The following is a 26,969-nucleotide window of genomic DNA, read 5'->3' as shown; positions in this document are numbered from 1 at the left end:
GGCGACGTTCGATCGCGGTGATTTCGGCGTGGACTACGGCAAGGCATACGGCTTCAAGATGAAGACGACGCTGCATATCCAGGCTGAAGGCGTGCGCCAGTAATTTGGTGGCAGGCATCATGGTCCGGCGTGCCGGACCGCAAAAACCGCTTTAACGGCTCAGGCCGGAAGCGGCTTTTTTTCGACTACAGGTTTTGCGAGCATTTCGATCTGGATTTCGGTGTGGCACAGTCGGCAGCGTTTGCGCCTTTGCAAGCGGTCCGATTGCTGGCTATATCGATAAAAAAATACCAGGAGAAATGCATGAGCAGCACGCCTGCAGCAGTACCGGTTGTCCGCCCGGCAGCGTGGCGCGCCGTGGTGGCCGCGTCCATAGGCAACGCGCTCGAGTGGTTCGACCTCGTGGTCTACGGGTTTTTCGCGGTCGTGATTTCGAAGTTGTTTTTCCCCTCGGGCAACGATTCCGTCTCGATTCTGCTGACGCTCGGCACGTTCGGCGTGTCGTTTTTCATGCGGCCGCTGGGCGCGATCGTGCTGGGCGCTTACGCCGATAAAGCCGGCCGCAAAGCCGCGCTCACCCTTTCCATTTTGTTGATGATGGTGGGCACGCTGATCATTGCCGTGTTGCCGACATACTCGTCGATCGGGATCGCGGCGCCGTTGATCCTGGTCCTCGCGCGCTTGATGCAGGGCTTTTCGGCCGGCGGCGAATTCGGCAGCGCAACCGCGTTTCTTGCCGAGCACGTGCCCGGGCGGCGCGGTTTCTTTGCAAGCTGGCAGGTCGCTAGCCAGGGTTTGACCACGCTGCTCGCTGCTATTTTCGGCGTAGTGCTGACTGGAAATCTATCGCCGGAACAGATGAATACGTGGGGCTGGCGCATGCCGTTTGTCTTCGGCCTGCTGATCGGACCGGTGGCGTACTACATCCGCACGCGACTCGATGAAACGCCCGAATTCCTTTCGGCCGTGACAACCGAAACGCCGTTGCGCGATACGTTTGCATCGAACAAGGAACGCTTGCTGATTGCCATTGGCACCGTGGTGCTGGGAACCGTCGCGACCTATCTCGTGCTCTTCATGCCCACTTACGCGATCCGCCAGTTGGGACTGGCGCCATCGGTGGCGTTCACGGCCATCCTGCTGACGGGCGCGATCCAGATGGTCTTGTCGCCGCTCGTAGGCCATCTCTCCGATACCCACGGCCGCACCCGCATCATGCTGATATCGGCCGTGCTGTTGCTCGTGCTGATCTATCCGCTTTTCTCGTGGCTCGTCGCGCATCCGACGTTCGGCAACCTGCTAGTCGTGCAGGCGGTGCTCGGCGTATTGATGACCGGTTACTTCGCGGCGTTGCCAGGTCTGCTCTCGGAAATGTTCCCGGTCGCGACGCGCACGACGGGAATGTCGCTGGCTTATAACATTGCGGTGACGGTGTTCGGCGGGTTTGGACCGTTCATCATCACGTGGCTGATTACATCGACGGGATCGAAGGCCGCGCCCAGCTTCTACATGATTTTTGCGGCGGTGATCAGCCTGGTGGCGTTGATGGCGGCGAGGCAGAGGTTGGGGTTCAAGTGATGGGTTGGGGTGGCGGCTTGATTAATTCCGCGCGCAGAAAAAAGTCGTCACCCAATTCAGGCATTTCACTCGTGTCGATGCGGGAATCCGGCATGGTTTCGAGCAGCTTCCAATCGGTCTTTGTTGTCTCGCTCATAGCAGGGCTGTCCTGGTTCCACCAAATATTGCAATTCACTGTCCCAAAGCAAAAAAGGCCGATTCATTCGAATCGGCCTTTCGTACTTCGTTGCTTCTAATGCGGAAAACTCAAACCTCCGCGCCGGCGTTCGGATCGCCCGGATCGTACTTAGGCTTCTTGTCCTTCACCAGGTCTTCGCGCTTCACGCCAAGCCACATTGCCAACGCGGCAGCCACGAACACCGACGAATAGATACCGAACAAGATGCCCACCGTCAGCGCCAACGCGAAATAGTGCAGCGTCGCACCGCCGAAGAAGAACATGGACAGCACCATCATTTCCGTACAGCCGTGCGTGATGATGGTTCGCGACATGGTGCTGGTGATCGCGTGGTTGATCACCTCGATCACCGTCATCTTGCGTTGCTTGCGGAACGTCTCGCGAATCCGGTCGAAAATAACCACCGACTCGTTCACCGAGTAACCCAACACCGCGAGAATGGCCGCCAGCACCGAGAGCGAAAACTCCCACTGGAAAAACGCGAAGAACCCGAGAATGATCACCACGTCGTGCAAGTTGGCTATCACGCCGGCAACCGCGTATTTCCATTCGAACCTGAACGACAGGTAGATCACAATGCCGATTACCACGCACGCCAGCGCAAGCAGGCCGTTGGTCACGAGCTCCTTGCCGACCTGCGGACCAACGAACTCGACGCGTTGCAACTGCACCTGCGCGTCTTGCGTCTTCAGCGCGGCCATCACCTGATCGCTTTGTTGCGCCGACGTCAAACCCTGCTTCAACGGCAAGCGGATCAGCACATCACGCGACGTACCGAAGTTCTGCACCTGAGCATCGGGATAACCGAGCTTGCTCATGGTGCCGCGAACGGGTTCGAGCGGCACGGCTTGCGGATACTGCACTTCCACCACGGTCCCGCCGGTGAATTCCACCGACAGATGCAGCCCGCGATGCAAAAGGAAAAACACGGCGGCAAGAAACGTGATGATGGAGACGGCGTTGAACAGCAATGCTCGTTGCATCAACGGCAAGTCGCGGCGAATACGAAAGAATTCCATGATTTATTCTCCGTGACTCAGTTGGACGAGCCAGGTTTTTTCGGTTCGATACCCGGACCCGAGCGGCGGCGAACAACCGGCTTGCCGTTACGAAGCGAGGGCGCAGCTGGCTTTTGCTGACGGGCAGGGACCGGCGCCTTGGCACGAGGAGCTGCCTGGACGATTTCATCGACGGGAGAATCATCACCGCGCTGATTCGCAAGGTACGCCGCCGTTGCCGCCGCGGTATCGGCGCCTTCCGGTCGCCAGACCTGACCAATCGCGAGCGATTGCAGCTTCTTCTTGCCGCCGTACCAAAGGTTCACGAGGCCGCGCGAGAAAAACACCGCCGAGAACATGGACGTCAGAATGCCGATACAGTGCACGACCGCGAAGCCCCGAACCGGGCCCGATCCAAACGCGAGCAGCGCAAGACCGGCAATCAACGTGGTCACGTTCGAGTCGAGAATCGTTGCCCACGCGTGCGAGAAACCATTCTGGATCGCGAGCTGCGGCGGCGCGCCGTTACGCAATTCCTCACGAATACGCTCGTTGATCAGCACGTTTGCATCGATTGCCATACCGAGCGCGAGCGCAATAGCCGCAATACCCGGCAGCGTCAGCGTGGCCTGGAGCATCGAGAGAATGGCGACCAGCAACAGCAAGTTCACCGACAGCGACAACATGGAGATCAAGCCGAACAGCATGTAGTACGCGATCATGAAGATGGCGATTGCGGCGAAACCGTACTGCACCGAATCGAAACCCTTCCGGATGTTGTCCGCGCCCAGGCTCGGGCCGATCGTGCGTTCTTCGATGATATCCATGGGCGCCGCGAGCGAACCGGCACGCAAGAGCAGCGCGAGATCAGTTGCGGCTTGCGGCGAAGGTTGGCCGGTGATCTGGAAGCGGTCGCCGAGTTCCGACTGGATGGTCGCAACCGTCAGCACTTCGCCCTTGCCTTTTTCAAACAGGATCATGGCCATCGGCTTGCCGATGTTGTCACGCGACACGCTGCTGACCGACCGGCCGCCGGCCGCATCCAGGCGAATGTTCACCGACGGACGCTGATGCTCGTCGAATCCCGCCGATGCATCGATAATCCGGTCGCCCGAGAAAATCACTTGCTTGCGTACGAGCGTCGGGCCGTTGTTGCCCTGCGTGAAGAGTTCGTCGCCGGGAGGAACCGGGTCGTTCGGACCAGGATGCGTATTGGTCGGATCGGCGAGACGCGCTTCGAGCGTTGCCGTGCGTCCAATGATGTCCTTCGCCTTCGCCGTATCCTGCACGCCCGGCAACTCGACCACGATACGGTCGGAACCTTGCTGCTGGATCACCGGCTCGGCCACGCCGAGTTCGTTCACGCGGTTATGCAGCGTGATGATGTTCTGCTTGAGCGCGCTGTCTTCAACGGTCTTTTGCGCAGCCGGCGTGAAGGTGCCGACCACCTGATAACCGTCGTTGCCCTGGCGCGTCGCCCATTGCAACTCGTTCAGGCTCGTGGAAAGCAGGGTACGCGCGGAATCGGCTGCGGCCTGATCCGAGAAGTTGACGACTACCGACTGATTGACGCGATTAACACCGCCATCGCGGATGTTTTTATCGCGCAAGAGAGCGCGTGCGTCCGTCGCGTTCGAATCCAGTTTCTTGTTCAGCGCACCCGCCATGTCCACTTGCAAAAGAAAGTGAACGCCGCCGCGCAAGTCGAGGCCGAGATACATGGGCAATGCGTGCAGCGCGGTGAGCCAGCGCGGCGACGCCGCCTGCAGATTCAACGCGACGACGAATTGCGGATCGCTCGGGTCGCTGTTGAGCGTTTTCTGCAACAAGTCCTTCACGCGCAATTGCGTTTCCGGGTCTTTCAGGCGTACGCGGATGTTTGCATTGGCCGACGAATTGTCGAACGTGACTTCGTCAGGCGTGATCTGGCTTGCCGACAGCGCGCTCTCGACATTGGCAAGCGTCGACGAATCAAGCTTGACCGTTGCCTTGCCGCTCGATACCTGCACCGCCGGCGCTTCGCCGAAAAAATTGGGCAGCGTATAGACGAGGCCGATGACGAGCGCCACCAGCATCACGGCATATTTCCAAAGTGGGTAGCGATTCATGGGGATGGCCGAACAGGAGAGTTGGCGAGGAGGGGATAAGCGATGCGTCCGGCAATGAGCGGGGTTCCGGTTTCATGACCGTAACCGCGCGGGCCGCGCCGGACGCGAGAGCAATTGGCCTTACAGCGACTTGATCGTGCCTTTCGGGAGGATGGTCGTGACAGACGCCTTCTGGATGGTAATTTCCGTGCCTTCTGCGATCTCGACACCCACATACGCGTCCGACACCTTCGTCACCTTGCCGACAATACCGCCGTTCGTTACGACTTCGTCGCCTTTCGCCATTGCAGCCAGCATGTTGCGATGTTCCTTCTGGCGCTTCATTTGCGGGCGAATCATGATGAAGTACAACACAGCGAACATCAAGATCAGAGGCAAGAAACTCATGATGCTCGACTGCGCACCGTCGGCGCCTTGTCCGAAGGCTCTTGAAATAAAATCCACGTCGGTCTCTCCGTATATAACGATCAGAAAATTAGCCCGCTATTCTAACACCGGGCTACGCCGCTACAGCGCGGAATGCGCTTTGTGATCAAGCTGTTAAAGGGCGGCGTAAAGTAATTGTAATGTTTATTGCACGGATTGGAGATCCAATGGCTGAACGTTAGCCATTCGGTCGTCATTCGGCGAGTATCCGTTCAGTCGATTCCACGCGCCCGGTTCTCGTGAAACACCTTCACGAACGCGTCGAACATATGGTTTTCGATCGAATCGCGGATTTCCTGCATCAGTTGAAGGTAGTAATGCAGGTTGTGAATGGTGTTCAGTTGCGCGCCGAGAATTTCGCCCACGCGATGCAAATGGTGCAAATAACCGCGCGTGAAATTGCGGCACGTGTAGCAGCCGCAGCTTTCATCGAGTGGCTTGAGCGAGTTCTTGTGCGCGGCGTTGCGGATCTTTACGTCGCCAAAACGGGTGAAGAGCCAGCCGTTGCGCGCATTGCGAGTCGGCATCACGCAATCGAACATGTCCACGCCGGACGCTACGCCCGCGACCAGATCTTCCGGCGTGCCGACGCCCATCAGGTAATGGGGTTTATCGGCGGGAAGCCTCGGGCCGATGTACTCCAGCACGCGCATCATGTCTTCCTTCGGTTCGCCCACCGACAAACCGCCGATCGCAAAGCCATGGAATCCGATATCCGCGAGACCGGCAAGCGACTCGTCGCGCAAATCTTCGAACATGCCGCCCTGGACAATGCCGAACAGCGCGTTCGGGTTGCCGCCTTTGGCGAATTCATCGACGGAACGCTTTGCCCAGCGCATCGACATGCGCATGGAATCCGCCGCGTCCTGGTGCGGCGTGGGCACGCCGTTGGTGGCGTAGGGCGTGCATTCGTCGAACTGCATCACGATGTCCGAGTTCAACACTTTCTGAATCTGCATCGAGATTTCCGGCGATAAAAACAGCTTGTCGCCGTTGATGGGTGATGCGAACGTGACGCCATCTTCGGTGATCTTGCGCAGATCGCCGAGGGAGAAGACCTGGAAGCCGCCGGAATCGGTGAGGATCGGCTTGTTCCAGTTCATGAACCGGTGCAAACCGCCGTGCGCCGCGATGGTTTCGAGTCCCGGGCGCAGCCAGAGGTGAAATGTGTTGCCGAGGATGATCTGCGCGTGCATTTCCTCGAGCTCGCGCGGCGCAACGGCTTTCACCGTTCCGTACGTGCCGACAGGCATGAAGATGGGCGTTTCGACCACGCCGTGGTTCAGCGTGACGCGGCCGCGGCGCGCTTTGCCGTCGGTCGTGATCAAGTCGAATTTCAGGCCGTTTTCAGGGCGCGTTGTATTGCTGCTTGCTTCGGTCATGCAAAGTGCTCCTGTGCAACCAGAGTGCCTTGCATGGGGCCGGAATAAGCGCTGTAGCGCCAACTCCGGACCGGCAAGTCCGGCGCAAATTGGTAAATTTATTGCCGCGTGAGCAGCATGGCGTCGCCGTAACTGAAAAACCGATACCGCTCTTCGATCGCGTGCGCATACGCGGCGCGGATCGGGTCCATGCCGGCGAAAGCGGACACGAGCATCATCAACGTCGATTTCGGTAAATGAAAGTTCGTCACGAGCCGATCCACCACGCGAAACTGATATCCCGGCGTGATGAAAATATCCGTCTCGGCGCTCGTTTCGGCGAGCGGCCGGCCGGCTTGATCGGCATCGCGCGCGGCGGCTTCGAGGGCGCGCATCGACGTGGTTCCGACCGCGATCACGCGATTTCCCCGTGCCTTCGTTGCCGAAATCTTGTCCGCGAGCGCCTGCGGCAGCCTGTACCACTCGCTATGCATCTTGTGTTCTGCGAGATTCTCCACGCGCACTGGCTGAAACGTGCCCGCGCCGACATGCAGCGTCAACGTCGCGCGTTCAATGCCGCGCGCATCGAGCGCTTCGAGCAGGGGTGCGTCGAAATGAAGGCCGGCCGTGGGCGCCGCGACCGCACCCGGATTCGCGGCGTAGACCGTCTGGTAGCGGGTTTCGTCGTAGGCATCGGGATCATGTTCGATGTACGGCGGCAACGGCAAGCGCCCGTATTGCTCGATCAGCGTCAAACAATCCGCCGGGAAATGCAGCGTATAGAACGGTTCCACGCGCTCACCGATGGTGACTTCGAACGCATCGGCGAGAACGATCTTCGTGCCTGGCTGCGGACTTTTGCTCGCCCGGATCTGCGCGAGCGCGGTCGTCGCGCCCGTCAAACGCTCGACGAGCACCTCGATTCTTCCACCGCTGGCCTTTTGGCCGAGGAAACGCGCCTTCAGGACTTTGGTATCGTTGAATACCAGCAGATCGCCGGGTTGCAGCAGGCCGGGCAGTTCGGTGAACTGGCGGTCGGTGAACGCCGGCGGATTCGTGCCGTTGTCCACGTCGAGCAAACGGCTCGCGCTGCGCTCGGCGAGCGCCGTTTGCGCGATCAGCTCGGGCGGCAGATTAAAATCGAAATCGGAAAGCGTGAACATTGGGAAAGCGTGTCGATGCGCGATGATTCGCGCGGTATTTTGCAAAAATGCGTGGCAAGGCGGCGCGGTGTTGGAGCGCGCGCGGCGGCAGCGTAATGCAGGCGTGGCCGCGCCGAACGAAGCCAGTATTGTACTTTGAAGAGATTAGATGCCCTTGCCCGACCGCCGTTTGCTTGTCGAACCCGACGCCGAAAACGTTCCTGACGCTCGGGGCGAACCGGACGCGCTTGCACAAAAGCCCAAACGCGGACGCGCGGCCGCCGCGAAAAAGCTCGCCAATCTTGAAATTGCCGACAAAGTCCAGCCGCTCAAACCCGCCGCGCCGCCACCGAAGCCCGTCGATAAACTCGCGAAGCTCGGCTTGAAATCGGATATCGATCTGGTGCTGCATCTGCCGATGCGCTACGAGGACGAAACGACCATCACGCCTATCGGCCATCTGATTCCGGGCGACAACACGCAAACCGAAGGCGTTGTGTTCGACAACGAGATTGCGTACCGCCCGCGTCGCCAGTTGCTTGTGAAAATGCACGACGACGCCGGCGACGAACTCACGCTGCGCTTCCTTAATTTCTACGGCTCGCAAGTCAAGCAAATGGCGATCGGCGTGCGTTTGCGCGTTCGCGGCGATGTCCGCGGCGGTTTTTTCGGCATGGAGATGGTTCATCCGCAAGTGCGTCCTGTCGACGAAGACACGCCGCTGCCGCAAGCCCTGACGCCGGTGTATCCGAGCACGGCGGGCGTATCGCAGGCGTATTTGCGCAAGGCCATCGACAGCGCGTTGTCGCGTGTTCATCTGCCGGAATTGCTGCCCGAGAAAATCGCGCGCGCTCATTTGCAGCCGCTGAACGTGCCCGGTTTGCTCGATGCCGTCAAAACGCTCCATCATCCTCACGCCGATTCCGATGAAAACGCGTTGATCGACGGCACGCATCCGGCGTGGACGCGCATCAAGTTCGAGGAATTGCTCGCGCAGCAGTTGTCGTTGAAACGCGCGCACGAAGAGCGCCGCACGCGGGCCGCGCCCACGATGCCGCGTTTGCACGACGCGCCCGAATCGCTCGTCGCACGGTTTTTGAAGACGCTGCCGTTCAAGCTGACCGGCGCGCAGGAACGGGTTTGCGCGGAGATTTCAGGCGAACTGATGTTGCCGCATCCCATGCAGCGCCTGCTTCAAGGCGATGTGGGCAGCGGCAAGACCATCGTGGCCGCGCTGGCTGCAGCGCAAGCCATCGATGCCGGATATCAGGCCGCGTTGATGGCGCCGACCGAGATCCTCGCCGAGCAGCACGCGCGCAAACTTCGCGCGTGGCTCGAACCGTTGGGCGTGACGGTTGCGTGGCTCGCCGGCAGTCTGAAAGCGAAGGAAAAGCGCGCGGCGCTGGAAGCGGCGGCGTCCGGCGCGGCGCAACTTGTGATTGGGACGCACGCGATCATTCAGGACGCGGTGGAGTTTGCGCGGCTGGGCTTTGCGATCATCGACGAACAACATCGGTTTGGCGTGGCGCAGCGGCTCGCGTTGCGCGCCAAAGCGCAAAACGCCGGCGATGGCGCGCGGAATTTTCAGCCGCATCAGCTGATGATGTCGGCCACGCCGATTCCGCGCACGCTCGCGATGACGTATTACGCGGATCTGGATGTATCGACTATCGACGAATTGCCGCCGGGCCGCACGCCGATCCTGACCAAGCTCGTCTCCGATAACCGCCGTGACGAAGTCATCGCCCGCGTGCGCGAGGCCGCGTTGACTGGCCGGCAAGTGTATTGGGTCTGTCCGCTGATCGAGGAAAGCGAGACGCTGCAATTGCAGACGGCCGTTGAAACCTACGAGACGCTGGCCGTGGCGCTGCCGGAATTGCGTATCGGGCTCGTGCATGGTCGTTTGCCGCCTGCCGAAAAAGCCGCCGTCATGGATGCGTTCACGCGCGCCGAAGTCCAGTTGCTGGTTGCTACAACCGTGATCGAGGTCGGCGTGGACGTGCCGAATGCATCGCTGATGGTGATCGAGCATGCCGAGCGGTTCGGGCTCGCGCAGCTTCATCAATTAAGAGGCCGCGTGGGGCGGGGGACCGCGGCGTCGGTGTGCGTGCTGATGTACGCGGGACCGTTGTCGCAAACGGCGCGCGCCCGTTTGCAGACCATGCGCGAAACCACTGATGGCTTCGAAATCGCGCGTCGCGATCTCGAGATTCGCGGTCCCGGCGAATTCCTCGGCGCACGACAATCAGGCGCCGCGATGCTGCGCTTTGCCAGCCTGGAAAACGACGGATGGCTCATCGAGCCGGCGCGCGCCGCGGCAGACCAGATGCTTGCCCAGTTTCCCGAAGCCGTCACGAATCACCTTGCCCGCTGGCTCGGCGCCCGCGAGCAATATCTAAAAGCGTGAACGTAGCGGCGTTCCATCAGTCTTAAGCGATCGCGTGAAACGCTTTTTCGCGTTTCAGGCGCAAGTATTCTGCTCGGGTTGGCGAATCCACTCGACGGGTGTATAAGTCAAATCCTATCGATTCATTGACTCTGATTGGCCCCTAATGACCCTGACCGAATTGAAGTACATCGTTGCAGTGGCGCGCGAGCGGCATTTTGGCCGTGCCGCCGAGGCATGTTTCGTGAGTCAACCGACGTTGTCTGTAGCAATCAAAAAGCTCGAAGACGAACTGAACGTCCAGATTTTCGAGCGCGGCACGAGTGAAGTCAGCGTGACGCCTATCGGCGAACAGATCGTGACCCAGGCGCAGCGCGTCCTGGAACAAACGCTCGCCATCAAGGAAATCGCCAAGCAGGGCAAGGATCCGCTGGTTGGGCCGTTGCGGCTGGGCGTGATCTACACCATCGGGCCGTATCTCCTGCCCACGCTCGTCAAGCAGATGATCAAGCGCGTGCCGCAAATGCCGCTGATGCTGCAGGAAAACTACACGCTCAAGCTGATCGAGTTGCTGAAGCAGGGTGAAATCGATGTCGCCATCATGGCGCTGCCTTTCCCCGAAACCGGCTTGATGGTTCGGCCGCTTTTCGACGAACCGTTCGTGGTCGCCATGCCGGCCGGTCATCCGTGGGAAAACCGCGAAAAGATCAACGCCGACGACCTGAAGCTCGAAACCATGCTGCTGCTCGGCAGCGGCCACTGTTTCCGCGATCACGTGCTCGGCGTGTGTCCCGAGTTGATGCGTTTTTCGCAGAACGCGGACGGGATTCAGAAGACGTTCGAGGGATCGTCGCTGGAAACCATCCGGCATATGGTCGCGAGCGGCGTGGGCATTACCGTGTTGCCGCGCATGTCGGTGATGGAAGTGAAGCCGCACGCGGCGGGCGTCGATGCGGGTCTGCTCAGCTACGTTCCCTTCGATGACCCCATTCCGGACCGCCGCGTTGTGCTTGCGTGGCGCAAAAGCTTTACGCGGATGCCTGCTATCGAAGCAATTTGCGATGCCATCGCCGCGTGCAATATCCCTGGCGTAACGCGACTCGAACTTCCCGCCGCGGTCAACTAAGCCATTTCCGCCGCGCCTTTTCTGGCGCGGCTTCCGTCCCCGTCCCTTTTTTAAGCCTTCGTCCCACCGAGGATTTGTTCGACCTATCGGATAGATTAAATTAATTGAATTCGATAAGTGGATAGTCTTTGTTATGCTCCGACTCATGGATCAGCACCATCCAACCAGACAAAACCGGAGGAAGCCATGACATTGATCGCCCGCCAGGCAACGCAACTTACCGCGCGTTATCGCGAAGCACGCAGTGTCGTGGTGGATGTCCTAGCCAGCTTCGCCGGCACCTGCTGAACAAATCCCGCAAAAACGCACTACCGAATACATTCCAGGAGCACTCGATGACCAATCGCACTCTCACCACTGCAGCAGGCGCGCCAGTCGGCGACAACCAGAATTCCGTGACCGCCGGTCCTCGCGGCCCGATCGCATTGCAGGATTTCTGGCTGATCGAAAAGCTCGCGCATTTCGATCGCGAAGTCATCCCCGAGCGCCGTGTTCACGCCAAAGGATCGGGCGCGTTCGGCACGCTCACCGTCACGCACGACATTTCCCGTTTCACAAAAGCCAAGGTTTTCGCGGAAGTCGGCAAACAAACGCCGCTGTTCATGCGCTTCTCGACGGTCGCCGGTGAACGCGGTGCGGCCGATGCCGAGCGCGATGTGCGTGGTTTCTCGATCAAGTTCTACACGGAAGAAGGCAACTGGGACGTGGTCGGCAACAACACGCCGGTGTTTTTCATCCGCGATCCGCTGAAGTTTCCTGATTTCATCCATACGCAAAAGCGCGATCCGTACACGAACATGCGCAGCAACGTGGCGGCGTGGGATTTCTGGTCGCGGCATCCGGAGTCGTTGCATCAGGTCACCATCCTCATGAGCGATCGCGGGATTCCGAAGAATTATCGGCAGATGCATGGTTTCGGGTCGCACACGTATTCGTTCATCAACGCGAATAACGAGCGTTTTTACGTGAAGTTCCACTTCAAGTCGCAGCAGCCGCTCGAGAATTTCACCGATGCCGAAGCGTCAGCCGTAGTCGGCAGCGATCGCGAAAGCGCGCAGCGTGATCTGGTGGATAACATTGACCGGGGCAATTTCCCGAAGTGGAATTTCCGTATCCAGGTGATGACGGAAGCGGAAGCGGCGACGTATCGCATGAATCCGTTCGATATCACCAAAGTATGGCCGCATAAGGATTTCCCGCTGATCGATGTTGGCACGCTGGAGTTGAACCGCAACGCGGGCAACTATTTCGCCGATGTCGAGCAAGCGGCTTTCACGCCGGCGAACGTGGTGCCGGGTATCGGCTTCTCGCCGGATCGTCTGCTGCAAGGACGTTTGTTCTCATATGGCGATGCACATCGGTATCGGCTTGGCATCAATCACCATCAGATTCCGGTGAACGCGCCGAAGGCCGCCGTGCAGAACTCGTTTCATCGCGATGGCGGCATGCGTGTCGATGGCAACAGCGGCGGCCGCGTGAATTACGAGCCGAACCGGTTTGGCGATTTTGCGCAGGACGCGAGCGTGAACGAGCCCGCGCTGGCGGCGGGCGCGGTCGAGCGTTACGACCATCGTGAAGACATGGATTACTACAGCCAGCCGGGCGACCTGTTCCGACTTTTCGACGACGCGCAAAAGCAGCGCTTCTTCGGCAATATCGCGCGGCATATTCACGGCGTGCCGAACGAGATCGTCAAGGTGCAGATCGAGCACTTCCGGCGCGCCGATCCGGCGTATGCAGCGGGTGTAGTTGCAGCGCTCGCGGCGTTGGGACAAGTGGTCGAGACCGCCGACGCGGATCTTGAAGTAGCAGTGAAATAAGCAGGCCGGGACGCTCGAGCAGAAGCGTCCCATCGATTGAAAACGCAGGACTCAAGGAGAAACGGCGATGACACAAGCGATCATGAATATTGAACGGGCGGTAAGCGGCATCGAGGCCAAAAGCCTGAATGCGTCGCGCGGCGTGCGGCTCGCGATCGGTTTTGGCATCGTCGCGGCGAGTTACGCGGCGGTGGTTATAGAAGGATTGCATGGGGCGGGACTGGTCTGATGGACCCATGTAATTGCTTTGGTGCGCGTCGTATCGACGCGCCCGATAACCCTTCGGACCCGCGCTGCACGGCGGGTCCGGCTGCGTTTCTAAGATAAACTCACGAACGCCCGGCGGAACCCGGTCCACGATCTGGATCAGTCATTCGCCTGCATTGTTCGTATCACTCTCACGGAGTCACTATGGCGAAGAAAATCGCATCACCGGCTGTGAACATCGGTATCAGCGACAAAGACCGCAAGAAGATTGCCGATGGCCTGGCTCATCTGCTGGCCGACACCTACACGCTGTATCTGAAGACGCATAACTTCCACTGGAACGTCACGGGGCCGATGTTCAACACGCTCCACCTGATGTTCGAAGGGCAATACACGGAACTGGCGCTGGCGGTCGATGCCATCGCCGAACGCATCCGCGCGTTGGGCGTGTATGCGCCAGGCAGCTATCGTGAATTCGCGAAGCTTTCGTCCATTCCGGAAGCCGATGGCATTCCGGCCGCCGAAGAGATGATCCGTCAATTGGTGGAAGGGCAGGAAGCGGTGGTGCGCACGGCGCGCGCGATTTTCCCGCTGACCGATAACGCCAACGACGAACCGACGGCCGATCTGTTGACGCAGCGCATGCAGATTCATGAGAAGACCGCGTGGATGTTGCGTGCGATGCTGGCTGAGTAAGAAGCTGGCCGTGATTTAGAAAAAGCCCCGCGCTCGTTAGAGCGCGGGGCTTTTTGCTTAACGCCTGCCTGTCGAAAGCGAGGCGTCAAACCGTACTGCCTTAAAATACCCATACCGCTATTTGCCGCAGCCCAATCGCCATGTTCGCTCGTCTTCCTTTGTATCTCCGCCTCGTCCGCATGGACAAGCCCATTGGCAGCTTGCTGTTGTTGTGGCCGACGCTCAACGCGTTGTGGATTGCGTCGAGCGGCCGCCCATCGCCCATGATTTTGCTGATCTTTGTGTTCGGCACGCTGCTCATGCGCTCGGCCGGTTGCGCGATCAACGACTACGCCGATCGCGACTTCGATAAACACGTCAAGCGCACCGAAAACCGGCCGATCACGTCCGGCAAGATTGCCGCGTGGGAAGCGGTGGCGCTGGCGGCGGTGTTATCGGCGATTGCGTTCTTGCTGATCCTGCCACTCAACACGCTAACGAAGGAACTGTCGGTTTTCGCGCTGTTTGTGGCCGGAACTTATCCGTTTACGAAACGCTTTTTCGCGATTCCCCAGGCGTACCTCGGGATTGCTTTTGGATTCGGCATTCCGATGGCCTTCGCTGCCGTGCAGGATCACGTGCCGCCGCTTGCCTGGATCATGCTGGCGGCGAATGTGTTCTGGTCGATCGCCTACGACACCGAGTACGCAATGGTCGATCGCGACGATGACATCAAGATCGGCATCCGGACCTCGGCGCTGACGTTCGGACAATTCGATGTCCTCGCGATCATGCTGTGCTATGCAGTGACGCTCGGCATCTACGCGTGGATTGGCGTGACGATGGCGTTCGGCGTGCTGTACTGGATCGGCTGGGCAGCAGCCGTTGGCTGCGCGGTTTATCACTACACGTTGATCAAGGACCGCGAGCGCATGGCGTGCTTCGTCGCGTTCAAACATAACAACTGGCTTGGCGGCGTGTTGTTCGCGGGGATCGCGGCGCATTACGCGTTTTTGCGTTAAGCCGGTTTAGCTTTTCCGCGTAAATAGGTTGCCTGACGCTTCGCTGTTGACAACCCCGTTTCTTTTCGCAATCCGATGTATCTAGAAGTGACCGGATTTTTTCGATGTGACATGGCGAAGGCGATCTGCTTCGTTTCATGAAATCAGATTCCCCACATAGTTATTCATCAGTTTGTGCAAGATCAAGCGTGCAGTTTGAGCCACGCAAACGCCTCCGATACAATTCTGCGCCCCTCGCGCCGGCAAGACGCCAAGGCAGCGGCGGCTGCCAGATCGGAACTTCATGCTAGATAAATTTTTCGGACTCACCGTAAATCGAACCTCGGTGCGCACCGAGTGCCTCGCCGGACTGACCACGTTCCTGACCATGTCCGCGATATTGTTCGTCAATCCGGACATTCTTAAAGCCGCAGGCATAGATCATGGCGCTGCGTTTGTAGCGACTTGTCTCGCCGCCGCCATTGGCAGCCTGTTGATGGGGCTCCTGGCGAACTACCCGATCGGCCAGGCGCCGGGCATGGGCATCAACGCCTTCTTTACTTTCGGGCTGGTGAAGGGTATGGGGTTGTCGTGGGAAGTGGCACTGGGCGCGGTATTTTTATCGGGCGTGCTATTCGTTTTGTTTAGTTTGTTTAAAGTGCGCGAATGGTTTGTGAACGCCATTCCCGCCGGTCTCAAGCTGTCCATATCCGCGGGCGTCGGGTTATTCGTGGCCCTGGTCGCGCTTCATCAGGCCGGCATTGTTGCGGCGAACGCCGACACACTGGTTGCCATCGGCAATATCAAATCACCGCAGGCATTGCTCGCCATGGCCGGCTTTCTTCTGATGGTGATACTCGATAAACGCGGCGTGCCGGGCGCGATTCTCATCGGCATATTGGCGATCACGGGTGTATCGATTGCAATGGGGATCACGCCGTATGGCGGTATAGCGTCGAGTCCGCCATCGCTTGCACCCACGTTCCTGCATGCCGACATCAAGGGGGCGCTCGATGGCGCTGTGCTCGGCGTCGTGCTGTCTTTTTTCCTGATGAGTTTGTTCGAGACGTCGGGCACGCTGATCGCCATTGCAAGTCGAGGCGGATTTCTGAATGCCGACGGCAAGTTGCCCCGTCTCAAACGTGCGCTCCTTGCGGACTCGCTGGCGATCAGCGCGGGCGCGTTGCTGGGGACGTCCAGCACCACGTCGTACATAGAAAGCACCACGGGCATAGCCGCGGGAGGACGAACCGGCCTGACCGCCGTGGTCATTGCACTATTGTTCCTGGGCAGCCTGTTTTTTGCGCCGTTGGCAGCGATGATCCCGCCACATGCAACCGCCCCCGCATTGCTGTTCGTGGCCATATTGATGCTCAAGAGTCTCGCCGATCTCGATTGGCAAGATCTGACGGAATCCGCACCGGCCGTGGTGTGCGTTACCGTCATGGCGTTCACCTTTTCAATTTCCGATGGCATCGCGTTTGGCACCATCGCTTACGTGCTCCTGAAGTTGTTCAGCGGTCAGCGCCGTGGATTGAACGTGCCCATTGTGGTGGTAGCTGCGTTATTCACGGGCCGCTATTTATTTCTATGAGCGTTGCGGCCGGGCCGGCAACCAGATGAAAACGGGCAAAGCCGCGAGCAATAACAGCGGCAGCCCGGTCAGCGCCACCAATACGCCGCTTCCCATCCAGCGGGCCGGCAGCATCATCATCAAGCCGCCCATCACGAACTGGCTGCCGTTGACCAATGCCGACGCAACACCAGCCTTGTCCGGGCCGGCCAGCATGCAGGCGATGCTGAAACACAGCATGGAAGCGCCCGCGGCCAGCCCAAAGGTGAAGAGCAACAGCGCCAAGGGCACTGCGGTTATGGCACCGCCTTCCAGCAATACAACCAATATTGCCAATTGAAGCAGCACGCCAATGAGCAGCGGTTTTTTTGGATTGCTGCCCGCGCAGCGCGCAAACAACGGCGCCCCAAACGCCATCCCGAGCCAGCAACAGGCAGCGGCAATGCGCGCAGGTTGTTGCGCTATGCCATAAGCCTCGACCAGCCGGGGCGCCCACACGACGCCAAGCGCCAGCATGCTGCCGAAGCTCACGGCACCAATAAACAGATTGCTCGGCATGCCCGGAACGCGCGCGACATGAATCAGATCGATCACCATCTGCCGCAGAAAGACCCGCGGTTCATGTGGCCATCCGTGATTGCTGTTCCAGCCGGGTGGATCGCGCATTAACAACATCAGCAACGTAAGGCCGACGGCGGCGGCTGCCAACGAATAAATTACGGCATGCCACGACCACGCGACGAGTGATTGAGTCAGCGTGATCTGCGATAAAAACGCGGCAATCGAAGCCACGAATTGCACCCAGGCGAACATCACGCCGTATCGTTCAGGTGCGAACCACACGCCGCCTACAAACCCCGCGCCGATAAACGCAAACGACGCACCCAAACCCAGCGGCAATTGCGCGAGCAAGAGCGTAGTCAGATTGGTCGCACTGGCGACGAGGGTTGCGCCAAAGGCGAGCAACGCGCAGGCGAGCGGCAGCAAGCGCCGTGCGCCTACGCGATCGAGCAACGCACCGGAAAGCAGCTGGCTCACTGCGAAACACCACGTATAGGCGAAGCCGACCAGACCGATATCGGCCATGTCGAGACTGAGACTCGATGCAATATCTCCGTTCGTGATGGCGTAACCCGTCTGGAAACCAAAGACAAGAATGACGAAAAAGACACTTAGCGCCCAGTTGAACCAAGGCTGACAAGCAGTCAGAACACGGGTCTGCATGAGCATGCTCCCGACAGGATGAAGCATGGCGAACCAGCCGATACTCGATAGCCGGCCGCCATGCCTGGGTGCGTCAGCACAATGCTGATGCGGCTGTGACGGCTTAGCCTCGGCGCGCCGGGTGAGATTCGCGGACGATGAGCGAGACCACGAAAGACACGACGAGTAGCCCGGGCATACTCAGCATGGCGTCCTGGAACGCGGGCAGATCGCCTGCCGTGCCTTCGAGGAATCGTCCCGGCAGGTTCATCAACACGCCGCCCACGATAAACATCGCGCCATTGACCACCGATGCAGATGTGCCGATCAAGCGCGGCGGCACGTTATCGCCGGCCATGGTGAAAGCGAGCATGTGACCCGCGTTTGCAAAGCCGACGACGAAGCACAAGGCCATCGCCAATATTCCGGTCAACGGCAGGTAGATCAGTGCCAGCAGCGCGGCGAGCTGAAGCAGGGTGGTGATGATGACGGGGCTCTTGCGTGCCTTGATTGCATCGGACCACTTATTGATCAATGGGCTACCCGCAGCCAGGCCGAGCCACAGGCAGGCGTTTGCCATGTTTGCATCGGATTCGCTGACACCGTGCGCCATGATCAGCTTGGGCATCCACACCACGCCCAGCGCTAGCATCACGCCGAAAGTGATCGCGCCTGCCACGGAGATGAGAATAACCTGATGGTTCTTAAGCACTTCGGCCATGGAACCGAGGACGTCGGAGAGAAACCGGCCAGCGGTCAAACCGCGGGTATCGGGCGTGACAGGATTGCGCATGAACACGAGCGATGCCACCAGCAGCAGGACGCCGAATCCGCCGAAGCCGAACATCAGCTGGCGCCAGGTCATGACGGACAGTGCCGCGTCGAATCCGGCGGCGCCGAAAGCCGATGACAATGCGGCGACCAGTTGCACGAGGCCGAACATCACGCCGAACTTGGCCATGCCGAACCACACGCCGCCCACATAACCCGCGCCGACGAAGCCCGCACACGATCCCAATGCAAGCACAACCTGCGAGAGCAACAGCATCTCGAAACTGTGAGCCGTCGCAAACAGGAATACGCCGAGGCCGACCAGCAAGATTGCCGGGATCAATATTTTTCGCGATCCCAGCCGGTCCAGCAATGCGCCCGAAAACAGCTGGGCGATTGCAAAAACCCACGTATAGACCGCGGCGATCAAACCGACTTGATCGAGGCGCAGGCCAATATCGGACTGAACGTGCGCGTTGAGAATGGCGTAACCGGTTTGAACGTTGAACAACCAGACTACAAAAAGGGTGGCCAGTATCCATACCAGCCAAGCGTAACCGCCGCCCTGCGCCGCAACCGGCGTGGGTGTTACGGTGCTCAGATCATTGTCGCGAGCACTCATGATGTTGATTCCAGAAAAGTGATAACCGCTGCATGACGCAGCGGAAAATAAAAGCGGCGTTTATGAACGCTCGTAGATGGGATGTCCGGCGACGTAAGTAGCGGCAATGGCGCGGTCATCGGCCAGCGTCATCTGAATGAACAACGACTCTTCGAAGCTTTCGCAATAACGCATCCGATAATCGATGATCGGGGTCGAGTGCAAATCGATTACAGCCAGATCGGCTTCGAAGCCCGGCGCGATCGTGCCGATCTTGTCAGCAAGCCCCAGCGCGATGGCTGTGCCGCGGCTTGCCTGATAAAACGCGTGACCCGACGAAAGCGCGGCGCTGTTCAATTGCGCAGCCTTATACGCTTCATTCAGCGTCTGCAAAATGGAGAAACTCGTGCCAGCGCCCAGATCGGTCGCGATTCCCACGTTCACCGGATTTTTTCGCGTCCTGGCATTCTTCAAATCAAAATAGCCGGATCCGAGAAAGAAGTTGGAAGTAGGGCAATGCGCAATAGAAGCGCCGGTTGCCGAAAACAAATCCAGTTCTTCGTCGCTGAGATGAATACCGTGACCATAGATGGCCCGTTCGCGTAACAGACCATATTTATGATAGACGCCGGTATAACTCGTGCATTCCGGATAAAGCGATTTCACCCAGGCCACTTCGTTGATATTTTCCGACACATGCGACTGAATCAACGCCGTAGGCAAATCAGATGCCAATTGAGACAACATCTCGAATTGCTCGGGCGTGGACGTTGGCGCAAAGCGAGGCGTAATGACATATTCATTGCGCCCGTTGCCATGCCATTTTTTCGCCAGTGCGGCGGATTCGTCGTATGCGCGTTGTGGAGAATCGAGTAAAGCACTCGGCGCATTGCGATCCATGCAGATCTTCCCGGCTTGTACGCGCATGTTGAACTTGCTGGCGACTTCAAAGAACGCATCGACCGATTGAGGATAAACCGTGCAGTAAACCGTCGAACTCGTCACGCCATTGCGTAATTGTTCGCGCAAGAATACTTCTGCTACTTCTGTGGCGTGTTCCTTGTCGGCGAATTGCTGTTCGGCAATAAACGTATAGTTGTTCAGCCAGTCCAGCAGTTGCTCGCCATATGCGCCAATGATTTGCGTTTGCGGATAATGCACATGGCTATCGATAAAGCCCGGAACAATCAGGCTCTTTTCATACTTGCGGACGCGAGTATCGGCGGCAAGTGTGCCGATCAAATCCTTGGCCGGCCCAACTGCGCTGATCAAACCATTTTCCATGACCACGATCGCATCGGAGTCGTAGACCATGCAATCTTGCATGTCCCGACGGAACGGGTCGTCCTTGAATGTGAGCATTGCCCCGCGAATTGCTGTTTGCATCTTGACACTCCGTATCTACACCTTCACTCGGCGGCCACGTGTGCATGGCTACCGCCCGAGGCCGCGCGATGCTCGTTTAGGACTGCGCGCTGATCGCCTTCGGTGTAGATATTGTGCGCTGCACACTTTCGCTTCTCTTTGCTTTTCATCAAGTATCTTTGTATCGAGATACATTTGACGAAGAAACTTTCGATCGAACGATATGCAGTCCTGCCAATCTGGTTAAATAGCGTCCCCTAGCTTATTGAATTAGAGACTCGTTCATGCCAGACCGAACCGATGGCGTCGATCAGATCGTCTCCCGCTGGCGGCAAGTCCGCCCCGATCTGGATTCGTCCAGCACCGAAGTCATTGGCCGTATCGTGCGGCTGGAATATTTCATCACCCGTCGCGTGTTGCTGGATCTGGCGCGTTATCAGCTAACGGTAGGTGAGTTCGATGTGATCGCGGCATTGCGCCGCATGGGCGCGCCGTTTGAATTGCCGCCCTCTCAGTTGCAGAGCATGGTGCTGATTTCGTCGGGAGGGCTGACCAACCGGATAGACCGGTTGGAAAAAGCCGGCCTGGTGACACGGCATCCTGATCCGGCCGACCGGCGTGGCGTGATAGTGCGCCTCACAGGGAAGGGCGTGGAAGTGGCGGACGACGCCGCCGGACATCATCTTGGCGCCGAGGCGGAACTGCTGAATCCATTGGATACAGACGAACGTCAACAACTGGCCGGCCTCTTGCGCAAGCTATTGAGCCGGCACGAAAGTTAGGCCTTCGTCTTGCCAATGTGTCAGGCCTTGCCCAACTCCGCGCCCATTTCCTTCGCCCGCGCGTCGGCGGCCAATGCGCCGCGGACGATGGCGTCCTTCACGCCCTGGGCATCGAAGGAAGCGAGCGCTGCCGCTGTCGTTCCGCCCTTCGAAGTCACGCGTTCACGCAGCACGCTCGCCGGTTCGCCTGACTGAGCCGCTAGTTGCGCAGCGCCGGTGAACGTGGCGACCGCAAGCGCGCGACCTTGCTCTTCATCCATGCCGAGCTGGCGCGCGGCTTCCTGCATGGCTTCGATGAAATAAAACACGTACGCCGGGCCACTGCCTGAAATGGCGGTGACGGCGTCGATCTTCGCTTCGTCGTCGAACCATACCGTTTCGCCGACTGCTTCCAATACCTTCGATGCCAGCGCCTTCGCCGCGTCGTCCACGCCCGGCAACGCGGCCAGACCCGTCACGCCCATGCCGATCAGCGCAGGCGTATTAGGCATGGTGCGGACGATTTGCGTGTAGCCGCCCAACCAGCGCGACAGATCGGCGGCGCGAATGCCGGCGGCAATGCTGATCACCAGTTGCTTCGATAACACCGGCTGCAGTGCGCCTGCAACGTCCTTCAAGACCTGCGGTTTGACGGCGAGCAGGATGGCGTCGTAATCGCCGAGTTTCGAATCGATCGACGCACCCGTCGCAGCGCCAAACTCTTTCTGCACGCGAGTACGCGCTTCTTCGCCCGGATCGACCACGTAGAGATCCGCTGCCGCAACGCCGCGCTTGATCAAACCGCCAATAAGCGCCGACGCCATGTTGCCGCCACCAATAAATGCAATTTTCATAGTGAGTTCAGATCAGGATTGTTTGGAGTAGTCACGCGCGCCGAAGATGGCGGTGCCAATGCGAACCATCGTTGCGCCTTCCAGGATCGCGGCTTCGATATCCGCCGACATGCCCATGGAAAGCGTATCGAGTTCCAGGCCGTCCGCGCGCAAAGTGTCCATGAGTTCGCGCAAACGCTTGTGCGGCGCGCGTTGTTCATCGAGCGAAGCCTCGGGTTCTGGGATCGACATCAAGCCGCGCAATTTCAGGTTCGGCAGCGCCGCGATTGCGTGCGCAACGGTCGACGCTTCTTCCGGCGCCACGCCGCTTTTGGATGCTTCGCCGCTGACATTCACTTGCAGGCAGACGTTGAGCGCCGGCATGCCCTCCGGGCGCTGTGCCGACAAACGTTCGGCAATCTTCAGCCGATCCACTGAATGCACCCAGTCGAAATTCTCGGCGACCAGCTTCGTTTTATTCGATTGCAACGGACCGATGAAATGCCACTGAATCTCGCTGCGCAGGTCGGCGAGTTCAGCGATTTTCGCGACCGATTCCTGCACATAGTTTTCGCCGAAAGCACGTTGTCCCGCATTGAACGCGGCGCGAACATCGCTGGCAGGAAATGTCTTCGATACCGCCAGCAACGCAACCGACGACGGATCGCGCGAAGCCTCGGCCGCGGCTTTTGCGATGTGCTGCCGGACTTCGTCTAGATGACGGGCTATGTGGGAGGACATGGAATCGGACGCCGCAAGGAAGCAGAGATCCGATTATACGGACGCGGCGCGGCGGTGCGGCGCGCGCCGGCCAGCGTTAGCCATACAGCAGATGTTCCACGAGCTGGATCCAGTGGACCACGGGCGTGGACGTGCCGCTTTGCAGATGCGCGATACAGCCTACGTTCGCGGAAAGGATCATCTGCGCTTCCAGTTTCTGGAGCTTTTCGATTTTCTGGTCGCGCAACGCGTAAGAGAGTTTCGGCTGCAACACTGAATACGTTCCGGCCGAGCCGCAGCACAAATGGTTATCGGCGGGAAGATGGACTTCCATGCCGAGCGCTGTCAGCAAATTCTCCACGCGGCCGCGGATCTGCTGTCCGTGCTGCAGCGTGCACGGCGGGTGAAACGCGACGGTATGGACAGCACGGCGCCGGACCATCGCGCTCAGTTCTTCCTCGTATTGCGGCAGCACTTCTGCGAGATCGCGCGTCATGTCCACGATTCGCGCAGCTTTCTCTGCATACGCCGGATCGTTACGCAGCAAATGCGCGTATTCCTTGACCGTCGCGCCGCAACCGGAAGCGTTCATCACGATCGCCTCGATGCCGCTTTCAACATACGGCCACCATGCATCGATGTTGTTGCGTACGTCGTCGAGGGCGTCATCGTTGTATCCGAGATGAAGGCGGATCGCGCCGCAACATCCCGCGTCCGGCGCAATCAGCATTTGTATGCCGAGGGCATCGAAAACACGCGCCGTTGCGGTGTTCACGTTCGGCATCATGGCCGGCTGAACGCAACCGGCGAGCATCAGCATCTTGCGTTGGTGGATGCTGGTCGGCATGGCAAGCGGACGCTGCGCCACCGGGATCTTTGTGCGCAAGGTATTCGGCAGCAGCGGCCGGAATTGCTGGCCGAGCTTCATTGCGGGCGTGAAAAGCTTGCTGTTCGGCAGGAAATTGGCGAGCAATTTCCGTTGCACTCGCTGGCCGAACGGCCGCTCGACTTTCTCCTCCACGATCTTCCTGCCAATCTCGACCAGCCGTCCATATTGAACGCCCGACGGGCACGTCGTTTCGCAATTGCGGCAGGTGAGGCATCGGTCGAGATGAAGCTGCGTGCTGCGCGTGACGGGCGCGCCTTCCATCATCTGCTTCATCAGATAGATGCGGCCGCGCGGGCCATCGAGTTCATCGCCGAGAATCTGGTAGGTCGGGCACGTCGCCGTGCAGAATCCGCAATGCACGCACTTACGCAGGATGGCTTCGGCTTCGTCGCCGTCGGCCGTATTGCGCATGAAATCGGCGAGATTGGTTTGCATTGCGTAGGTCGGTCAGCTTAAAAGTCGGGGTAGAGACGGCCGCGATTGAAGATGCGCGCGGGATCGAATGCGGCCTTCAGGCCACGGTGGATTTTCATCATGGGCGCGGGCAGCGGCGTGAAGACGCCGGCATTGCGGTCGTACGACGAACCCGAGCGGAAAATGGTCGCGTGGCCGCCTGCCTGCTTTGCGCTGATGCGCACGGTCTGCGCGTCGGCGTCCGTGATCCACCAGCGTTGCGCGCCGCCCCATTCCATCAGATGCGGGCCGGGAAGATGCATGGGTTCGGCAATCGATGGCAACGACAGTCGCCACAACGCCGATGCCGCCGGCAGCACCGCGAAAAACGGATCGGACTGTTCGCGCAGGCCGCACCAGAATCGATCGGCTTCCACGGCGTCGACCACTTCGCCGCCAAGCGCCGTACGCGCCGATTTCACCGCCGCCTCCGCGCCGCCGAGCCGCAGCGCAAGCGTGTGATCGCGCCACGCGCTGCCCGTGATCGGCAACGGATGGCCGCCCCATTCGTTGAGCTTGCGCACGGCGTCGGTATCGTTCATTTCGAACTTGAGCGTGATCTCGGCAACGGGTTTAGGCAGCACTTTCACCGATACCTCGAGGATCATACCCAGCGTTCCAAGCGATCCCGCGATGAGCCGCGAGACGTCGTATCCCGCGACGTTCTTCACCACCTGGCCGCCGAAATGCAGCACGTGGCCCTGGCCGTTCATCACCACCGCGCCGAGCACGAAATCGCGCGGTGCGCCGGCCGCGGCGCGCCGCGGGCCGGCGAGTCCCGCAGCAATGCAGCCGCCAATGGTTGCATCGTGGCCGAAATGCGGCGGCTCGAACGGCAGCATCTGGTTGCACTCGTCCAGCCGCGCTTCGATTTCGCGCAGCGGCGTGCCGGCCTTCGCGGTGATCACGAGTTCGGCCGGGTCGTGTTCGATAATGCCGCTGTGCGCGCGCGTTTCGATGACCTCGCCTTGCAGCGTCTGCCCGTACCAGTCCTTCGTGCCGCCGCCGCGAATCCGCAAAGGCGTGTTGCTCGCGGTCGCGGCGCGCACGCGCTCGGACCAGCTCGCGACAATGTCTTCCTCGTTCATGGTGTCCCGCGTTTCATTGCTCGTTTTGGGTGCTCAAGGTCAGTGTATCGGCGCGTGCTGGTAAGGCCACTCGTATAAACGTGGATATGTTTTCCGCCTCGAAGCCGCTGCCAGCGGCAATCCAAGGCATTCCAAGCTAATCCAGGCCGATCGCCGGCGTTTAGATGCGGCGCATAAACACGAGGCCTAAAAGCGCGGGATTTCCGGATGCGGCAGCAAGCCGCCGCGAATGTGCATTTTTCCGTACTCGGCGCAGCGCGCGCGCGATGGAATGCCCTTGTCCGGGTTGAGCAGGCCGGGGGGATCGAAGGCGCGCTTGATTGCATGGAACGTGTCGCGCTCTTCCGGCGAAAACTGCACGCACATGGAATTGATTTTTTCGATGCCCACGCCATGCTCGCCCGTCACCGTTCCGCCCAGTTCCACACACGCTTCGAGAATGTCCGAGCCGAACGCCTCCGCGCGATGCCACTCGTCGAGATCGTTGCCATTGAAGAGAATCAGCGGATGCATGTTGCCGTCGCCAGCGTGGAACACGTTCATGCATCGGAGCGCGTATTTGACTTCCATTTCCTCGATACGCGCGAGCAACGGTCCAATCTGGCGGCGCGGCACGGTGCCGTCCATGCAGTAATAATCCGGCGATATCCGGCCGGCCGCCGGAAACGCGTTCTTGCGTCCCGACCAGAACTTCAGCCGTTCAGCTTCCGATCGCGAAATCTGGATGCGGTTCGCGCCGAACTCGCGCAAAACCGCCGTCATGCGGACAATTTCCTCGGACACTTCGTCCTGCGTGCCATCGGATTCGCACAGCAGGATGGCCTTCGCTTCGAGGTCGTAGCCTGCCTTGACGAACTCTTCGACCGCGCGGGTCGCGGGTTTGTCCATCATCTCCAGACCGGCCGGAATGATGCCGGCGGCGATGATCGCGGCGACCGCATTGCCGCCTTTCACCACGTCGTCGAAACTCGCCATGATCACTTGCGCCGTTTGCGGCTTCGGGATCAGCTTGACGGTGATTTCGGTGACGATTGCAAACATTCCTTCGCTGCCGATCAGCACCGCCAGCAGGTCGAGTCCGGGCGCATCGAGTCCGAGCGAACCGAATTCGAGAATATCGCCGTCCATCGATACAGCCCGCACCCGCATTACGTTGTGACACGTCAGGCCGTATTTCAGGCAATGCACGCCGCCGGAGTTTTCGCTGACATTGCCGCCGATCGTGCATGCGATCTGCGACGAAGGATCGGGCGCGTAATACAGCCCGTAAGGCGCGGCGGCTTCGGAAATGGCGAGATTGCGCACGCCTGGCTGAACCGTCGCGGTGCGTGCATACGGATCGACTTCCATGATCTTGCGAAAGCGCGCAAGCGATACCACGATGCCATGCCGTATCGGCATTGCGCCGCCCGACAAGCCCGTGCCGGCGCCGCGCGGAACGATGGGCACGTCCAGCCGCGCGCAAATCTGCACGACGCGCTGGACCTGCGCTTCGGTTTCCGGCAATGCAACGGCGAGCGGCAAACGTCTATAAGCGGCTAATCCATCGCATTCATACGCGGCCGTGTCTTCCTCGCGATACAACAAGCAATGCGTCGGCAGCACGGCCATCAAGGCCTGGACCACTTCACGCTGACGTTGCGCGAGAATTTCCGGCGAAAGCTCGGCGGGTGCGTTCATGTCTCCTCCCGGCGGTTTGTGCGCTG

23 protein-coding genes and 1 pseudogene are annotated in these 26,969 nt (G+C 59.5%); 10 read left to right on the top strand and 14 right to left on the bottom strand.

All coding sequences use genetic code 11. The features are described from left to right. Positions 1-103 (top strand): annotated as a pseudogene (locus tag ASG35_RS31280) (polyisoprenoid-binding protein); the annotation flags it as partial. Between the two features lie 200 nt (positions 104-303). Continuing rightward, positions 304-1,578: an MFS transporter gene (locus ASG35_RS10380; protein WP_056356255.1), complete on the top strand. Its 1,275-nt coding sequence runs from the start codon at positions 304-306 to the stop codon at positions 1,576-1,578. On the opposite strand, the gene ASG35_RS31275 is transcribed toward ASG35_RS10380, so the two are convergent. The 6 genes from ASG35_RS31275 to queA all read right to left on the bottom strand — a co-directional run bounded on the left by ASG35_RS31275 (position 1,571) and on the right by queA (position 7,812). Beyond that, positions 1,571-1,714, bottom strand: coding sequence for a hypothetical protein (locus tag ASG35_RS31275; protein ID WP_156393085.1), 144 nt, complete (start codon positions 1,712-1,714; stop codon positions 1,571-1,573). The two genes, ASG35_RS10380 and ASG35_RS31275, sit on opposite strands and share 8 nt — an antisense overlap. A gap of 110 nt (positions 1,715-1,824) precedes the next feature. Further along, positions 1,825-2,775, bottom strand: a complete 951-nt coding sequence (gene secF, locus ASG35_RS10375; RefSeq protein ID WP_056356235.1) for a protein translocase subunit SecF — start codon at positions 2,773-2,775, stop codon at positions 1,825-1,827. A 17-nt stretch (positions 2,776-2,792) separates the two neighbouring features. Next, positions 2,793-4,862 carry a protein translocase subunit SecD gene (gene secD, locus ASG35_RS10370; protein WP_056356233.1) on the bottom strand — a complete coding sequence of 690 codons (2,070 nt, stop codon included), beginning with the start codon at positions 4,860-4,862 and terminating at the stop codon, positions 2,793-2,795. A gap of 120 nt (positions 4,863-4,982) precedes the next feature. Continuing rightward, the gene (yajC, locus tag ASG35_RS10365; protein WP_056356232.1) at positions 4,983-5,306 is read right to left on the bottom strand and encodes a preprotein translocase subunit YajC; all 324 of its coding nucleotides are present in this window, start codon (positions 5,304-5,306) and stop codon (positions 4,983-4,985) included. A 194-nt stretch (positions 5,307-5,500) separates the two neighbouring features. After that, positions 5,501-6,670: a tRNA guanosine(34) transglycosylase Tgt gene (tgt, locus tag ASG35_RS10360; RefSeq protein ID WP_056356230.1), complete on the bottom strand. Its 1,170-nt coding sequence runs from the start codon at positions 6,668-6,670 to the stop codon at positions 5,501-5,503. 98 nt (positions 6,671-6,768) lie between these two features. Further along, the gene (queA, locus tag ASG35_RS10355) at positions 6,769-7,812 is read right to left on the bottom strand and encodes a tRNA preQ1(34) S-adenosylmethionine ribosyltransferase-isomerase QueA (protein ID WP_056356228.1); all 1,044 of its coding nucleotides are present in this window, start codon (positions 7,810-7,812) and stop codon (positions 6,769-6,771) included. Between the two features lie 148 nt (positions 7,813-7,960). Here queA and recG point away from each other — a divergent pair, with 148 nt between their 5' ends. From recG to ASG35_RS10325, 7 genes are all read left to right on the top strand, one after another. After that, positions 7,961-10,198, top strand: a complete 2,238-nt coding sequence (recG, locus tag ASG35_RS10350; protein ID WP_056356226.1) for an ATP-dependent DNA helicase RecG — start codon at positions 7,961-7,963, stop codon at positions 10,196-10,198. A gap of 145 nt (positions 10,199-10,343) precedes the next feature. Further along, the gene (locus ASG35_RS10345; protein WP_056356224.1) at positions 10,344-11,303 is read left to right on the top strand and encodes a hydrogen peroxide-inducible genes activator; all 960 of its coding nucleotides are present in this window, start codon (positions 10,344-10,346) and stop codon (positions 11,301-11,303) included. 335 nt (positions 11,304-11,638) lie between these two features. Further along, positions 11,639-13,123 (top strand): catalase, encoded by a 1,485-nt coding sequence (locus ASG35_RS10340; protein WP_056356222.1) that lies wholly within the window; start codon positions 11,639-11,641, stop codon positions 13,121-13,123. A gap of 67 nt (positions 13,124-13,190) precedes the next feature. Continuing rightward, complete coding sequence (locus ASG35_RS31270) at positions 13,191-13,352, top strand: hypothetical protein (RefSeq protein WP_156393083.1); 162 nt, start codon at positions 13,191-13,193, stop codon at positions 13,350-13,352. Between the two features lie 182 nt (positions 13,353-13,534). Further along, positions 13,535-14,026 (top strand): Dps family protein, encoded by a 492-nt coding sequence (locus ASG35_RS10335; RefSeq protein ID WP_056356221.1) that lies wholly within the window; start codon positions 13,535-13,537, stop codon positions 14,024-14,026. Between the two features lie 140 nt (positions 14,027-14,166). After that, complete coding sequence (ubiA, locus tag ASG35_RS10330; protein WP_056356220.1) at positions 14,167-15,027, top strand: 4-hydroxybenzoate octaprenyltransferase; 861 nt, start codon at positions 14,167-14,169, stop codon at positions 15,025-15,027. Between the two features lie 283 nt (positions 15,028-15,310). Next, entirely contained in the window at positions 15,311-16,600 is a 1,290-nt protein-coding gene (locus ASG35_RS10325) for an NCS2 family permease (protein WP_056356218.1), read from the top strand. Here the strand turns inward: ASG35_RS10325 and ASG35_RS10320 are convergent. The 3 genes from ASG35_RS10320 to guaD form a co-directional block, all read right to left on the bottom strand. Then, a complete protein-coding gene (locus ASG35_RS10320; protein WP_162244396.1) occupies positions 16,595-17,803 on the bottom strand; it encodes an MFS transporter in 1,209 nt (402 codons plus the stop codon). The genes ASG35_RS10325 and ASG35_RS10320 overlap by 6 nt on opposite strands. A 103-nt stretch (positions 17,804-17,906) precedes the next feature. Next, entirely contained in the window at positions 17,907-19,175 is a 1,269-nt protein-coding gene (locus ASG35_RS10315; RefSeq protein WP_056356214.1) for an MFS transporter, read from the bottom strand. 60 nt (positions 19,176-19,235) lie between these two features. Further along, positions 19,236-20,540, bottom strand: a complete 1,305-nt coding sequence (gene guaD / locus ASG35_RS10310; RefSeq protein ID WP_056356213.1) for a guanine deaminase — start codon at positions 20,538-20,540, stop codon at positions 19,236-19,238. Positions 20,541-20,803: 263 nt separating this feature from the next. On the opposite strand from guaD, the gene ASG35_RS10305 reads away from it, so the two are divergent. Next, positions 20,804-21,301, top strand: a complete 498-nt coding sequence (locus tag ASG35_RS10305) for a MarR family winged helix-turn-helix transcriptional regulator (RefSeq protein ID WP_056356211.1) — start codon at positions 20,804-20,806, stop codon at positions 21,299-21,301. Positions 21,302-21,321: 20 nt separating this feature from the next. Here the strand turns inward: ASG35_RS10305 and proC are convergent, their stop codons facing one another. The 5 genes from proC to ASG35_RS10280 form a co-directional block, all read right to left on the bottom strand. Beyond that, positions 21,322-22,134, bottom strand: a complete 813-nt coding sequence (gene proC / locus ASG35_RS10300) for a pyrroline-5-carboxylate reductase (RefSeq protein ID WP_056356209.1) — start codon at positions 22,132-22,134, stop codon at positions 21,322-21,324. 12 nt (positions 22,135-22,146) lie between these two features. Then, the gene (locus tag ASG35_RS10295) at positions 22,147-22,854 is read right to left on the bottom strand and encodes a YggS family pyridoxal phosphate-dependent enzyme (RefSeq protein ID WP_056356207.1); all 708 of its coding nucleotides are present in this window, start codon (positions 22,852-22,854) and stop codon (positions 22,147-22,149) included. A 76-nt stretch (positions 22,855-22,930) separates the two neighbouring features. Beyond that, the gene (glcF, locus tag ASG35_RS10290) at positions 22,931-24,157 is read right to left on the bottom strand and encodes a glycolate oxidase subunit GlcF (protein ID WP_056356205.1); all 1,227 of its coding nucleotides are present in this window, start codon (positions 24,155-24,157) and stop codon (positions 22,931-22,933) included. 17 nt (positions 24,158-24,174) lie between these two features. Then, positions 24,175-25,263, bottom strand: a complete 1,089-nt coding sequence (gene glcE, locus ASG35_RS10285) for a glycolate oxidase subunit GlcE (RefSeq protein WP_056356203.1) — start codon at positions 25,261-25,263, stop codon at positions 24,175-24,177. A gap of 186 nt (positions 25,264-25,449) precedes the next feature. Then, positions 25,450-26,943 (bottom strand): FAD-linked oxidase C-terminal domain-containing protein, encoded by a 1,494-nt coding sequence (locus ASG35_RS10280; RefSeq protein WP_056356200.1) that lies wholly within the window; start codon positions 26,941-26,943, stop codon positions 25,450-25,452. Positions 26,944-26,969 lie beyond the last annotated feature (26 nt).

This window comes from Burkholderia sp. Leaf177, from assembly GCF_001424345.1.
GTDB lineage: Bacteria > Pseudomonadota > Gammaproteobacteria > Burkholderiales > Burkholderiaceae > Caballeronia.
Note: the sequence above shows the minus strand (reverse complement) of the source record. Positions and strands in the feature narration are given on the sequence as shown.